Origin of the sequence: Pseudomonas wuhanensis (assembly GCF_030687395.1) — a bacterium.
In the GTDB taxonomy this organism is placed as follows: domain Bacteria; phylum Pseudomonadota; class Gammaproteobacteria; order Pseudomonadales; family Pseudomonadaceae; genus Aquipseudomonas; species Aquipseudomonas wuhanensis.
In genome coordinates, this window is sequence record NZ_CP117430.1 from 3,790,446 (window position 1) to 3,803,716 (window position 13,271).

Below are 13,271 nucleotides of genomic sequence, written 5' to 3' on the forward strand. Positions count from 1 at the left end.
TCTCTGGAGGCTTGCGATGAACAACATCCTGATATTCATAGTGCTCGCGATGGCGAATGTTGCCCATGCGAACACCCTCCCTGGTATTCCCTCATTCGATGTGGACTGCCCCGGTAAAGTCGTCGTCCATGCGGATCAGGACGGCCCGGTATTGATCAACAGTAAAGAGGCGGTAACCAAAGCCATCAACGATCGCCGTTTCGAAGCCAGGGGTTCGGGCATCACGATCTCGATCATCCTCGCCGATGACGATTCGGTGACCGTGTCCTCCACCGGCAAGGCTCCCAATGGGGTGTGTCAATCAGTGGATGACTGACTGTTCGCCGACTCGACTGCAGCCGCGCCCATTACCAGCTCCATAAAGGCCACAGACGCCGCACTGTGGTAGTTGTTTTTGCGCCGAAGCAGCGCGGCCCCTCGGTTGGGCGCCTCCCCCAACAGCGGAATTTTGCGCAATGCCCGCTCCGCTGTGGCGATGGGTTCCGGCAGGATGGTGGCCATCGGCGCGTGACGAATGACCTCTAACAGCGTACTCACCGAGTTCACCTCGATCGCCACTTTGGGCGTGATGTTCTGTTGCCGAAAATACCCGTCAATGGAGGATCGGGTGATGAAGTCCGGCGTCAGCAACGCGAAATCCAGTTGCGCCACCTCCTTTGGCGAGAGCGGGTTCTGGCGCTCGTACAACGGATGACCAAGCCCGACCATCACCCCCAAGGTCTCGACAAATGCCGGCACGCACTCGATGTCGGGGCTCCTCACCGGGGTAAAGGCGATGGCGATGTCCAGCGAGTCATCGAGCAAACCGGCCTCGATGTCATCCATCGATAACTCGAAAATCTGCAGATGGATGTTCGGAAACTTCGCCACGTAGTCGCGCACTAGCGGCCCCACCAGATACGCCATGAACGTCGGCGTCATGGCCAATCGCAAGCTGCCGCGAGACAAATCCTTCACGTCATGCAGCGCGCGCTTCCCCGCTTCAAGTTCCACCAGTACCCGACGGGCACTTTCGATATAAGCCAGCCCCGCATCGGTCGGTTTGACCGTGCGCGAAGTTCGGTCGAACAGGTTGACGCCCAAGGTTTCCTCCAGTTGCCGGATCTGCTGGGACAGCGTCGGTTGAGAGACATGCAACACCTCGGCGGCGCGGGTGAAGCCGCCGTGGTCGGCGACTGCCAGCAAGTAGCGCAAATGTCGGAGCAGCATGGGCACACCATCTATAGGCAGGACTTATGCAATGCATTGTATATCGATCTTGGACGCTATGGATCAATCGACCGAAGATGGCTCCACTTTCCAGCCGCAACCGATAGGAGTCACACCATGCAACAGTCCCACACTTACCAGGATCCGAGCCTGGCCCTGACCACTTCGATCCTCGATGCCAAGGCGCGCAAGAATCTGTCCTGGCAGGATTTGACTGACGGCACCGGCCTGGGCCTGGCCTACGTCACCGCCGCCCTGCTCGGCCAGCATCCGCTGCCGGAAGCCGCCGCCAAGGTGATTGGCGAGAAACTCGAACTGGAAGCCGACGCTGTGGCCCGCCTGCAGATCATTCCATTGCGCGGCAGCCTCTCGGGTGTCCCGACCGACCCGACCATCTACCGTTTCTACGAAATGATCCAGATCTACGGCACCACGCTCAAAGCCCTGGTTCACGAGCAATTCGGCGACGGCATCATCAGCGCGATCAACTTCAAGCTGGACATGAAGAAAGTTGAAGACCCGGAAGGTGGTTCTCGCGCGGTGATTACCCTGGACGGCAAGTTCCTGCCGTTGCGTCCTTTCTAAAACGATCCATTCAATTAATACGCAATACCTGTGGGAGCGTGGCTTGCCCGCGAAGAACGATGACGCGCAATACCTGAAAAACGCGGTGCATTCTTCGCGGGCAAGCCCGCTCCCACAGGTTCTGTGTCTTAACTCACCGGCATTAGCCTCCCTCATTCATTGCAAGGAAGTCCGCCATGAAAGCGCTCATCGACGGTTTATTGAAGTTCCAGAAAGAAGCCTTCCCACAACGTACCGACCTGTTCAAACACTTGGCCACCACTCAGCATCCCGGCACCTTGTTCATCACCTGTTCCGACAGCCGCGTGGTGCCGGAACTGCTGACCCAGCAAGAGCCCGGCGAACTGTTCGTGGTGCGCAATGCCGGCAACATCGTGCCCTCTTACAGCCCGCATCCCGGCGGCGTGTCGGCCACGGTCGAATATGCAGTCGCGGTATTGGGCGTGACGGACATCGTGATCTGCGGGCATTCGGATTGTGGCGCCATGACCGCCATCGCCCAGTGCAAATGCATGGATCACCTGCCCGCGGTCAGTGGTTGGTTGCAACACGCCGAGTCGGCCAAGGTGATCAATGACTCCCGTCCTCACGCCAGCGACGCAGCCAAGGTAAGCTCGATGGTCCGGGAAAATGTCATTGCTCAACTGGCGAATATCCAGACTCACCCGAGCGTGCGTCTGGCCCAGGAAAAAGGCCTGCTGAATCTGCATGGTTGGGTTTATGACATTGAGACCGGTTCGGTCGATGCCCTGGATGCCGACAATCACAGTTTCGTGTCGCTGGCCGAACAGCCGTGCACTTGCGCCGTGCACGGCAAAACGGTTGAAGCCGCCTGAAGGTGTCGACCGCACAAGCTGCGCCAGGCTTGGCGCAGCGTTATAACCGCCAATGCGTAGTCACAAGGCTGTCATTTGTCGTCCGACCGACGCTCAGGCGTGTCTTCAGCATTGGGCGCTTCTGGAGGATGCCCTGGCGTGAACACATGGGTGAGCAATTCGCTGGCATCGATGTTGACGACACCCGGGACCGAACGTGCCACAGCAACAGCCTGCTCACACTGTCTATGGGTGTTGACGCGACCACTCAATGCCACCGTGCCCGCATGGGTTTTGACATGGACATTCAGGCCAAGGGTGGTATCGGCCAATGTCAGGGCCGACTTCACCCGGGCGGTAATCCACGTGTCGTGAACGACCGTTTCCAGACCATGAGAGTAATGTTGAAAGGAATGAAGTTTCATGGCGCAATCCTCTCTCACGTAATCAGATGCGCTGTCCGTCCCCGTGCAGACACGGACACATACTAAGTATAGTGCGTGCCGTGGCCTGCGGTCGGGGGGCTGTCCCTGAGGCCGGTAAGATAAAAGAGCAACGAATATCCTGTGGGAGCGTGGCTTGCCCGCGAAGAATGCACCGCGTTTTTTCAGGTATAACGCGTCATCGTTCTTCGCGGGCAAGCCACGCTCCCACAGGTTTTGCGCGTCTCAGCGTTTGACCGACAGATCCGTCTGGGTCATGCGGCTACGGATGGTGAACACGCCATCCCCCGAGAGAATCGCGCTGCGCGCAAACAGGCGCCCACTTTCCCAGTTCGAAAGCCCCAGTTCCGGCTTGTTCAGCGCGTACTGTCCATCGACCCAGCGGGTAATCCCGTTGCCGACAAAAGGTGCGTTGACCGCGTTGTAGAAACGCTCCTGCGCCGAGGCATCTTCACTGATCAGCGACACGGTGAATTGCGGGCTGTAGCGGTTGAACAAGGCGATGGCCTGATCCAGATCGTCGACGATCTTCAGGCTGACTTCCGGGGTTTCTTCCCACTCCCACTCGCGCCCCAATTGATCTTCGGGCAGCGGTTCGGCCAACGCTTCGGTCTGATAGCCTTCGGCGCGGTACACCTCGACGCTCGCGGTCTGCCAATCGGCTGGCAAATGCTGCTCACTACCCTCGACGATATGCAACTTGCAGCCCTGGCCCCGAGCGGTGCCGGCCAGTTGCAGTGCGTCGAGAAACAGCGGCACCAGCTCGGCGGCGCGGTCGCGGAGGATCAGGCAAACGTTCAGGGTGTTGCAGACTTTGCGGTCCAGCGAGTTGCGTACCACGGCGGCAAAGCGTTGGGCATCGGCGTCCTGGTCGGCGATCAACCACGCACCACCGGTGCCGTGCAGGCTGACCGCGGTGCCGGCCTGTTGCGCGATGCTGCCCAACTGGCTGACCGCTCGTCCCGAACCACGGGCCACAGCCAATGACAGGCGTCGGTCGGCGAACATCGCCCAACCGGCGGCATGATTGACGCTTTCCACCAGGGAAACTGCTCCGGTCGGCAATCCGGCATCGCTCAATGCCGGATTCAATGCATGGGTGACGATGGCTTGCGCAGTGCCCAACGCATCGCTGCCAATGCGCAACACCGCGGTGTTACCGGTGCGCAAGACACCGGCGGCATCGGCGAAGACATTCGGTCGGCCTTCGAACACGAACGCGACGATACCCAGCGGCGACACCACTTGCTCGACTTTCCAGCCGTCGTGCTCGACGCAGCTCACGACTTTGCCGCGCGTGGCCGGAGCATCGCGCCAGGCCCGCAGGCCGGCGATCATGTCGCCGCGCATGCGTTCATCGGCCAGTAACCGCGTGGTGGAACGCCCGCGCGCTTTGGCCCGCTCGATATCGGCCAAATTGGCCGCCGCAATCAAGGCCCAGCATTCCGGGGTCTCCAGGCGTTGCGCAAAGTGATCGAAGAACTCGCTAATGGCTTGATCCGAGACGCCGGACATCGCAGTGAACGCCGCTTCGGCGCGCTCGATGGCGACCGCCGCCGCTTGCTGGTCCGCCACCGGGATCAGCAACAATTCACCGCTGACCTGCTCCACCAGCAGATGGTCGCCGGGTTGAAAGCGCGCCGCCAGTTCGGGGCTGACGACAGTGACACGATTACCGGCAAAAGGGATTGGTGTGCCAGCGACTAGACGTTCGAGCGCAAGAGACATGAAACGGTTTCACCATGCAGGAGAGCGGCCAGAAAATGTATAGGAAAATCCGTGGAGCGTCATTCACCGGGGCGCGGTGGCGGTTATTTTTTCGCCAGTCGAAATACATCTTGCTCCAGGCGATTGCTCCCCTGTTTGCGCCATTTGGCGTTCGCGTCATAGACCACCAGCAGCAAGGGTTCTTCGACGCCCGCGGTGCTGATAAAGGTTAGTCCTTCGGCATGATCGCGGCCTTTATCCTCTCCTTGCCCGTAAGGAACCTCCAGAGCCGGCGTCAATTGTTCGCTGAAGACAAAACTTTCGTCTGTTGGCCTGGCGCCGTCGAGCCATCGAAATACGCTGACAGGCCCGTCGAGGTTCATCGTCGGCCCGGCCAGGATCAACATGTCGTCACCATCGATGCATAAGTCCCTGACGCCGAGTCCGCCCAACTGGAGAAAATGCTTTCGATATTTGCGCCCCTTGGGCCCGATTTTTTTCAGCGTCAGCGTGTGGACGGCCTTGGGATGGTCTTCGGGTTCAACCTCCAGAACAATGGTCCAGCCCCGCAGCACAGGTCCTCGCAACCCGATAAAAACACGCTTGCCATTGATCTCGAGGCCTTCGGTATCGAACCCGTTGTCCTTGCCGGGAATGTGTAGAAATGCCCCCACATGTTCGTCGTCCTTGAGCTCATCGAGCAATTCGTTGCCCAATTGATTGCCGGCCAATTGGGCGGCAACTCGATCATCGTCGGCGGTGCTCTTCACCAAAGTGAACGTTCCGTTTTCTTCGACCACCGGAATCCGGGCCAGGAGAAAACGATTGCCATCGCTGCTGACAGTTGCCAGACGCTCGGCGTTTTTCTTCAGGGACTTGGTGCTATCGGGTTTTTTCCGTTTCAGGCTGTGAGACCCCACAATCCAGAGATACCCCGTGTCGCGGTCGTAGCTCATGCCTTCCAGGTCTGCTTCAACGAATTCTTCGCCAATCGTCGGGATGACCGGCAGCGCCAACAGGGACGCCAACGAGAATTGCTTGTGCTGGTCAAACAGAAACTCGCCCGCACCGACGCGCTCACGCAAGGTGAAGCGCTCCAGGCTCAAGGATTCATCATTGGCGACCCACAGGGTGTCGCCTATCTGGACCACGGCAGACAACCCTTTGCGCAAATGAGTGTCCGGGTCATTGAAGACTAGAAGCGCGGAACCGAAATTCACCATGAAGTCACTCGCCCCTTCACCCGTTTGGGTGAGTCAAAGAATGCCTGCTTCACGGTAGCGGTCATCGGGCCCTAGTCAAGAAATGCCATCAGAACACCGACCAGCCGATCCGCTGACTCAACAACTCCAGCGCGGCCATGCCGGCGAGGGAGTTGCCGGCGGTGTTCAATTCCGGAGACCAGACGCACACCGTGAATTGCCCCGGCACCACCGCGACGATGCCCCCGCCCACACCGCTCTTGCCCGGCAGACCGACGCGATAGGCAAAATTACCGGCTTCGTCGTACAGCCCGCTGGTGGCCATGATCGAGTTGACTTGTTGGGTCTGGCGGGCGCTGAGGATCTGGGCGCCGCTGTGTTTGCAAAAACCGTCGTTGGCCAGGAAACAGAACGCCCGGGCCAGATCCACGCAACTCATGCGCAGCGCGCAATGGCTGAAGTAGCTGCGCAGCACGGCTTCGACGTCGTTATGGAAGTTGCCGAACGATTGCATCAGATAAGCCATGGCCGCGTTACGCGCGCGATGCTGGTATTCCGATTCGGCGACCTTGCCGTCCACCATGACATTCGGGTTGCCGGACAAACGGCGGACAAAATCGCGCATCGACAACGCCGGCGCGGCAAAACGTGACTGGTTGATGTCGCAGATCACCAGCGCACCGGCGTTGATGAAGGGATTGCGCGGGCGCCCGCGCTCGAACTCCAGTTGCACCAGCGAGTTGAACGGCTGGCCGGACGGTTCATGGCCCAGGCGGTCCCAAATCGCTTCGCCGGAATGGTCGATGGCCTGCACCAGGCTGAACACCTTGGAAATACTCTGCACCGAGAACGGCGTGTCGGCGTCTCCAGCACAAAACAACTCGCCGTCGTTGCCATACACGGCAATGCCCAACTGATTGGACGGCACGGTGCCGAGGGCGGGAATGTAGTCAGCCACTTTGCCCTGACCGATCAACGGTCGGACTGCGTCAAGGATCTCGTTCAACAGCGCTTGCATGCCGGGTTCCGAAGTCTCGCCCCATGGGATTGCGGGGACACTGTCGCTAGACGCCTCTGGCCGAGGCTGAATCACAGTTTTGTATGGGAATGTATCTGTCGCGGCCCGGGATACATGAACTTGCACCGGACGACCTTTCGGACATACCGCCCATACACCCGGTTGCAACACTCCTGCCGTCCGCTGACCACTCGCAAAACCGGGTCGGCCCTTGCTCAGGAGTGTTGTCATCATGACCCAAGTTCCCCGTTACCACGGCTGGTCGCTGTTTGGCCTGCTGTCCTTGCTGGTGCTGTTGATGACCGGCCTGATTCTGCTGCTGAACCCGGACCTGGTGGAAGCCACCCGCAGCGCCATTCGCGCCACCGCACGCACTTCGTTTGCGCTGTTTCTCGCCGCGTTCACCGCCTCGGCTTTGGCTGTGCTGGTGCCCTCGCCTTTCACCCGTTCGTTGGTGCGCGAGCGACGTTTCATTGGCCTGGCCTTCGCGTTTTCCCATCTAGTCCACGCCATCCTGATCTACAGCTATGGCCAACTGAACCCCGAGTTCTGGCCCAGCCGTACCACGGCTGGCAACATTCCGGGCTCGGTCGGTTACCTGTTCATTCTGCTGATGGCGTTGACCTCGTTCAAAGCCACGGCGCGCCTGATCGGCCCCAAGGCCTGGAAAGCCCTGCACGTCAGCGGCATGTGGGTGATCGCGGCGGTCTTCACCTACTCCAACTTCAAACGCATTCCCATGAGCGCCTGGTACGTCCTGCCGTTCGGCCTGATGTTTTCGGCGATCGTCATTCGGCTGCTGGGCAAGATTGCACTGAAGTACAAACGGTCGACCCGGAATGCGCTGTCGACCGAATGAAACCTCAACAACACCAACAATCCCCTGTGGGAGCGGGCTTTTGTGGCGAGGGGGCTTGCCCCCGTTTGAGTGCGTAGCGCTCACAAGATCTTTGGTACATCAGAGATTTTGGGGCTGCTTCGCAACCCAACGGGGGCAAGCCCCCTCGCCACAGCTGCTCCCACAATGAATGCGACTGTCGTTCAAATCCCGGAGTTAAAGCCATGAACACTTCTCTCTCGTCGGCCATCAAAGGCCTGCACCTGAACCTCGATCGGGCCGGCAGCTGGATCGCGCCCCTGACCTTGCGGGTATTTCTAGCCTGGGAATTTTTCGAGTCAGGCCTGGAAAAATGGAACGGCCAGAACTGGTTCGCCGACATCCAGCACAACTTCCCGTTTCCCTTCAACCACGTTCCGGCCACGCTGAACTGGGAACTGGCGATGTGGGCCGAACTGATCTGCGCCCTCGCTCTGCTGGTGGGCCTTGGGACGCGGCTCTCGGCAATCATTCTGATCGTGGTCACGATCGTTGCGACCGCTGCCGTTCACTGGCCGGCCGATTGGTCTACATTGAGTGAACTTGCCCAGGGTTATGCCATCAGCGACAAAGGCCACGGCAACTTCAAACTGCCGCTGATCTACCTCGCAGCCCTCCTGCCTCTGTTGTTCTCGGGGGCCGGCAAACTCAGCATGGACGCGTTGTTGGCTCGATACTTCTGGCGGCGCAGTCACCGCTGATACGCCAGCGTCTCGATACCCCCACCAACTTATGTAAAGGAGCCATCATGAGCGTAACCACCCAATGGATCGAGATCAGCAGCGCCGAGGGCACATTCGGCGCTTACCTGGCCATTCCCCACACCCGTAAAGGTCCGGGGATTGTGCTGATTCAGGAAATCTTCGGCGTCAACGAGCACATCCGCTCGGTCGCCGAGCAATACGCCGCCGACGGCTACCTGGTCATCGCGCCGGATTTGTTCTGGCGCAACGGTCACCGTATTGAATTGGGCTACGACGAAGCCGGCTGGAAACGCGCCGTCGAGCTGATGAACGCCACCGACACCCAAAAAGCGCAGGCCGACATCAAACTGGCCATTGACGCCCTGAAAGCACAGCCGGGGCTGGACGGCAGAATTGCGTCTATCGGTTTCTGCTTCGGCGGCATGCTGTCGTACAACACCGCGGCCAACGGTTTTGTCGACGTGGCGATCGCCTACTACGGCGGCGGCATTCAGAACCAACTGGATCGGGCCAATGAAATCAAGGTGCCGCTGCTGATGCACTTTGGCGAGCAGGACAGCCACATCCCCATCGATGCGGTGAAGCAAATCGCCGAGCGTTTCGAATTCAACGATGACGTCGATATCGAGGTGTATCCGGGTGCCGAACACGGCTTCAACTGCTCACACCGTGACAGCTACAACCAGCGGGCGGCGGTTGAGGCACATGGCAATACGTTGCTCTTTTTGAGTCAGAACCTTTAAGGCCTGATCGCCGGGGTTGGCGACATCAACAATCGGTGAGCATTCAATCCCGGAAACCCGCATGGACAACCTCTCAAAACCCAGACCGGCTTCACTGCGTATCCCCTCCACGGTCTGGGCCCTGGGTTTTGTCAGTCTGTTCATGGACCTGTCGTCAGAGCTGGTGCACAGCCTGCTGCCGGTGTTTCTGGTCACGACCTTGGGCGCGAGCGCGTTGACCGTCGGGGTGATCGAGGGCATCGCCGAGGCGACCGCGATGCTGACCAAGATATTCTCCGGCGCCATCAGCGATTTTATCGGCCGGCGCAAAGGCCTACTGTTGATGGGCTACGGTCTGGCAGCCTTGTCGAAGCCGCTCTTTCCCCTCGCGCAGTCGGTGGAGGTGGTGTTCACCGCGCGTTTTCTGGATCGCATTGGCAAAGGCATTCGTGGAGCGCCGCGAGATGCGCTGGTCGCCGATATAGCACCCACCGAAATCCGTGGCGCCTGCTTTGGTTTGCGCCAGTCGATGGACACCGTGGGCGCCATTTTCGGTCCGGTCCTGGCTATCGTGCTGATGCTTTGGCTCGGGCAGATCCATCTGGTGTTGTGGTTTGCGGTGATCCCGGCGGTGATCTCGGTGGCGCTGATTGTCGGTGGGGTAAAAGAACCGACCGCTGCCGCTGGCAAACACACCTTTCGTTCGCCCATTCACTGGAAAGTCCTGCGGGACTTTTCCCGTGGTTACTGGTGGGTGGTGATCGTCGGCGGGCTCTTCACGCTGGCCCGTTTCAGCGAAGCCTTTCTGGTTTTGAAGGCGCAACAGACAGGCCTGACGGCCACTTGGGTGCCGATGGTGATGGTGGTCATGTCGTTGTTTTATGCGGTGTCCGCCTACCCTGCCGGCTGGTTGTCCGACCGGATCAGTCGCACCCAAGTGCTGTGTATCGGCATCGTCCTGCTGATCCTTGCGGACCTGTTATTGGCGCAAGCGGACTCGATCATGACCATGCTGGCGGGCGTGGCCCTGTGGGGCCTGCACATGGGCTTCAGCCAAGGGATTCTCGCGACGCTGATCGCCGACACCGCCCCCGAACACCTCAGGGGCACGGCCTTCGGCCTGTTCAATCTGATCAGCGGCGTGTGTCTGTTGATCGCCAGTGTGCTCGCGGGCGCGCTGTGGGAGACTTCGGGCTCAGCCAGCACTTTCGTCGTCGGGGCGGGGCTGGCGGCTGCGGCGCTGCTGTTGCTTCTGTTGCGTAAGCCTTAGGGGCGAGTGCCAGGATTGAGCCCGCTAACATTGAGTGCCAAAAACCTGTTAATGGGGCAAACGATGCAGATGATTAAAGTAGGGCCGAGCGGTTTGAATCAGCTCCGTGAGTCTTTGAGTGAAGCAGGACTGCCCTGCGATGATGTCAGCGAACCGGGGCTGCAGTTTTATCACTTCGAGGTGGATGGGAACCGGGTTGCTTATGGAGGGCTGGAGGGTTCTGGCCCTGATCTGTTGCTTCGTTCAATGATCGTTTCTGAGACCCGTCGTGGCGAGGGGCTAGGTAAAGCCGTGTTGTCTGAACTGGAACGCCATGCCATCTCCCAAGGCGCAATCCGACTTCACTTGCTGACCCAAAGCGCGGCTGGTTTTTTCACAGCCAATGGCTATGAACTGCTCGATAGGCGCGAAGCGCCTGACGTAATCAGTCGAACAGCTCAGTTCCAGCATCTGTGTCCTGCGTCAGCAAGTTATCTACGAAAAACTTTAAAGGCTCCGTTTCGGACTGAGTCAGGGCTCTCCAAGGCTGAATAGTACGGTAAGTCGCTCACACCGACGTGTTAAACGCCAACGCGGCGCGAATCAGCGCCTTCAACGCCTCTTCATCAACCCCGGCAGAGCCGAGCAAGCCCACAACACATACCTGTTCGTTATAGCACTGTTCACAATGGGTATATCCGCGCTTCAGCATTCGGCTACCGTCATCATATATGACTGGATCATGCAGGCTCTGCACCTGTGTGTTGAAGCGATGTTTGCCTCTGTTGCGACACACCCAAAGCCCCCAGACATGAGGAAACCCTGATGAGCGCTCACAAAGCTGTCGCTGTTTTGCTGGCCTTGCTCAGTGCAGGCTCCCTGGGATCTACCGCCTTGGCCGAGGAAACAGGTTTTATTGCCGCCACCTCATCCGAACTTCAGTGGAAAGCCGCTCCGGCGGTGGGGCCCGGCGCAATGATTGCAGTGATTGAAGGAGACCTGAAAGCCGCCGAGCCCTTCACCCTGCGCTTGAAGCTGCCAGCAAATACAAAAATCGGCGTGCATACCCATCCTGTGACCGAACGCGTAACCGTTATCTCGGGCATTTTCTACTTCGCCACCGGAGATAAATTCGATCCGGCACGGGCCAAGGCCTATCAACCGGGTGACACCCTGATCATTCCCGTCGGAATGTCGATGTACGGCGCCAGTCGAGAACAGGAAACCGTGCTCCAACTCCATGGCACGGGGCCTTGGGGGATCACCTACGTCAACCCGGCGGACGACCCCAGGAACAGCAAAATGTAGCGTCCCTGACGGTGGTCAGCTTCGCGCATCCGATTTCCCGGATTCGCCTCTTCTCGCGCAACGAAACAATGCGCCCACCCTGCTCCAGCGGACACACCGACACCAGACACGCCAGGTGGCTGCGATCATGCAGCTCAAACGTGCAATCCAAATCCCGTAGCCCTTCCCCGCCGCGCAGCAGAATCGCATCGGTCAGTTCGTTTGAGCAGCATTATAAAGGCTTATGGGGTCAGACCACGTAGCGCCTGGGCCAATCGGCTGATCAGTGTGGCGATGTCGAGCGTCGGCTTATTGATGACGGTTTGTGATCGTCGAATGAAAGCCTGACCCTCGCGGTCAGGCGAAACACCCAGCAGCTCCGAAGTTGCCCAATCACTGATCAGCTCGCAATCACCCAATCACGCTCGCATACACCGACCGATCAACATTCCCGCCGGACAGAATCACGCCCACCTTTTTGCCCAGCATCATTTCACGCTCCTGAATGAGCGCTGCCAGCGCTGCCGCACCTGCCCCTTCAGCGAGGTTGTGGGTATCGGTGTAATACACGCGCATGGCCTCGGCAATCTCGCCCTCGCTGACCGAGACGATTCGTGCCGAAGCGGCCCCGTAGATGGCGAACGCATCGGGAACAGGCTTGCGCACGGCCAAGCCATCGGCAAAGGTATTTGCCGAGGCGGTCTCGTATATTGTCCCAGCTTCAAACGATAACTTCGCCGCCGCAGCCTCTTTGGAAACCACGCCCACCACTTGGGTGTTCAGGCCCAGCGCATCTCGGGCGGCGATCACTCCGCAAATCCCCGATCCACAGCCAATCGGCACGTAGACGGTATCCAGATCGGGCGCAGCGATGAACAGCTCCAGCGCATACGTGGCCACACCTTTGACCAACTCGGTGTGGAACGGCGGCACCAGGTAGAGGCCATGCAGGTGCGCCAGACGCGCGGCCTCTTCACGGGCGTCGTCGAAATCGCGACCGCACTCAACCACTTCGCCGCCAAAGCCACGCATGGCATTGTTCTTTTCCAGCGAATTACCTTCCGGCACAACAATCAAGGCCCTCAAACCCAGCGTGTTTGCCGCCAGCGCCAGGCTCTGACCATGGTTGCCGCGCGTAGCGGAGACAATGCCCTTCACACCTGGGTGCTCGCGCCGCAGCCAGTGCAGGAAGGTAATGCCACCCCGCACTTTGAAAGCGCCTGTAGGTGTGTGGTTTTCGTGTTTGACCCAGACAGTGCAACCTAATCGCTCAGCCAGCAATGGCCAAGGGTATTGGGCGGTGGCAGGCATGACTTGGTAGACGTGGCGGGCCGCTTGTTCGATATCGTTGCGAGTCAGTTTGTGCATGAGTTGTCTTCCTGAGGCTTTTCCCAGTCTAGGCATGGGCACGTCACGCCGGCTTTCAAAAAACTGACCTGACTTTTACGCCCCC

Annotated in this window: 16 protein-coding genes and 1 pseudogene; 9 read left to right on the forward strand and 8 right to left on the reverse strand. The window is 59.2% G+C overall.

The window, feature by feature from the left end; all coding sequences use genetic code 11:
• Window positions 1–16 precede the first annotated feature (16 nt).
• A complete protein-coding gene (locus PSH88_RS17205; protein ID WP_305421671.1) occupies window positions 17–316 on the forward strand; it encodes a hypothetical protein in 300 nt (99 codons plus the stop codon).
• On the opposite strand, the gene cynR is transcribed toward PSH88_RS17205, so the two are convergent.
• Window positions 298–1,209 carry a transcriptional regulator CynR gene (gene cynR / locus PSH88_RS17210; protein WP_305421672.1) on the reverse strand — a complete coding sequence of 304 codons (912 nt, stop codon included), beginning with the start codon at window positions 1,207–1,209 and terminating at the stop codon, window positions 298–300. The genes PSH88_RS17205 and cynR overlap by 19 nt on opposite strands.
• A gap of 117 nt (window positions 1,210–1,326) precedes the next feature.
• On the opposite strand from cynR, the gene cynS reads away from it, so the two are divergent.
• Both cynS and PSH88_RS17220 read left to right on the forward strand, forming a co-directional pair.
• Window positions 1,327–1,794 (forward strand): cyanase, encoded by a 468-nt coding sequence (gene cynS / locus PSH88_RS17215; RefSeq protein ID WP_305421673.1) that lies wholly within the window; start codon window positions 1,327–1,329, stop codon window positions 1,792–1,794.
• Window positions 1,795–1,970: 176 nt separating this feature from the next.
• Entirely contained in the window at window positions 1,971–2,630 is a 660-nt protein-coding gene (locus PSH88_RS17220; RefSeq protein ID WP_305421674.1) for a carbonic anhydrase, read from the forward strand.
• Between the two features lie 71 nt (window positions 2,631–2,701).
• Here the strand turns inward: PSH88_RS17220 and PSH88_RS17225 are convergent, their stop codons facing one another.
• The 4 genes from PSH88_RS17225 to glsB all read right to left on the reverse strand — a co-directional run bounded on the left by PSH88_RS17225 (window position 2,702) and on the right by glsB (window position 6,979).
• Window positions 2,702–3,034 carry a BON domain-containing protein gene (locus PSH88_RS17225; RefSeq protein ID WP_305421675.1) on the reverse strand — a complete coding sequence of 111 codons (333 nt, stop codon included), beginning with the start codon at window positions 3,032–3,034 and terminating at the stop codon, window positions 2,702–2,704.
• A 243-nt stretch (window positions 3,035–3,277) separates the two neighbouring features.
• The gene (locus PSH88_RS17230) at window positions 3,278–4,780 is read right to left on the reverse strand and encodes an aldehyde dehydrogenase family protein (protein WP_305421676.1); all 1,503 of its coding nucleotides are present in this window, start codon (window positions 4,778–4,780) and stop codon (window positions 3,278–3,280) included.
• A gap of 83 nt (window positions 4,781–4,863) precedes the next feature.
• Window positions 4,864–5,982, reverse strand: coding sequence for a DUF3616 domain-containing protein (locus tag PSH88_RS17235; RefSeq protein WP_305421677.1), 1,119 nt, complete (start codon window positions 5,980–5,982; stop codon window positions 4,864–4,866).
• A gap of 88 nt (window positions 5,983–6,070) precedes the next feature.
• Window positions 6,071–6,979, reverse strand: coding sequence for a glutaminase B (glsB, locus tag PSH88_RS17240; RefSeq protein WP_305421678.1), 909 nt, complete (start codon window positions 6,977–6,979; stop codon window positions 6,071–6,073).
• Between the two features lie 229 nt (window positions 6,980–7,208).
• On the opposite strand from glsB, the gene PSH88_RS17245 reads away from it, so the two are divergent.
• The 5 genes from PSH88_RS17245 to arsN2 all read left to right on the forward strand — a co-directional run bounded on the left by PSH88_RS17245 (window position 7,209) and on the right by arsN2 (window position 11,086).
• Window positions 7,209–7,838 (forward strand): ferric reductase-like transmembrane domain-containing protein, encoded by a 630-nt coding sequence (locus PSH88_RS17245; protein WP_305427013.1) that lies wholly within the window; start codon window positions 7,209–7,211, stop codon window positions 7,836–7,838.
• A 203-nt stretch (window positions 7,839–8,041) separates the two neighbouring features.
• Window positions 8,042–8,557, forward strand: coding sequence for an HvfX family Cu-binding RiPP maturation protein (locus PSH88_RS17250; protein WP_305421679.1), 516 nt, complete (start codon window positions 8,042–8,044; stop codon window positions 8,555–8,557).
• Between the two features lie 47 nt (window positions 8,558–8,604).
• Window positions 8,605–9,303 (forward strand): dienelactone hydrolase family protein, encoded by a 699-nt coding sequence (locus PSH88_RS17255; RefSeq protein ID WP_305421680.1) that lies wholly within the window; start codon window positions 8,605–8,607, stop codon window positions 9,301–9,303.
• A 61-nt stretch (window positions 9,304–9,364) separates the two neighbouring features.
• Window positions 9,365–10,552, forward strand: a complete 1,188-nt coding sequence (locus PSH88_RS17260) for an MFS transporter (RefSeq protein WP_305421682.1) — start codon at window positions 9,365–9,367, stop codon at window positions 10,550–10,552.
• Between the two features lie 63 nt (window positions 10,553–10,615).
• A complete protein-coding gene (gene arsN2, locus PSH88_RS17265) occupies window positions 10,616–11,086 on the forward strand; it encodes an arsenic resistance N-acetyltransferase ArsN2 (protein WP_305421684.1) in 471 nt (156 codons plus the stop codon).
• 13 nt (window positions 11,087–11,099) lie between these two features.
• On the opposite strand, the gene PSH88_RS17270 is transcribed toward arsN2, so the two are convergent.
• Window positions 11,100–11,243 carry a hypothetical protein gene (locus PSH88_RS17270; RefSeq protein ID WP_305421686.1) on the reverse strand — a complete coding sequence of 48 codons (144 nt, stop codon included), beginning with the start codon at window positions 11,241–11,243 and terminating at the stop codon, window positions 11,100–11,102.
• A gap of 113 nt (window positions 11,244–11,356) precedes the next feature.
• On the opposite strand from PSH88_RS17270, the gene PSH88_RS17275 reads away from it, so the two are divergent.
• Window positions 11,357–11,839, forward strand: coding sequence for a cupin domain-containing protein (locus PSH88_RS17275; RefSeq protein WP_305421687.1), 483 nt, complete (start codon window positions 11,357–11,359; stop codon window positions 11,837–11,839).
• Here PSH88_RS17275 and PSH88_RS30505 read toward each other — a convergent pair.
• Both PSH88_RS30505 and PSH88_RS17280 read right to left on the reverse strand, forming a co-directional pair.
• A pseudogene (locus PSH88_RS30505) lies at window positions 11,832–12,041 on the reverse strand (AAA family ATPase); the annotation flags it as partial. The gene PSH88_RS17275 and the pseudogene PSH88_RS30505 overlap by 8 nt on opposite strands.
• A 188-nt stretch (window positions 12,042–12,229) precedes the next feature.
• Window positions 12,230–13,186 (reverse strand): threonine dehydratase, encoded by a 957-nt coding sequence (locus PSH88_RS17280; protein WP_305421688.1) that lies wholly within the window; start codon window positions 13,184–13,186, stop codon window positions 12,230–12,232.
• Window positions 13,187–13,271: the final 85 nt, after the last annotated feature.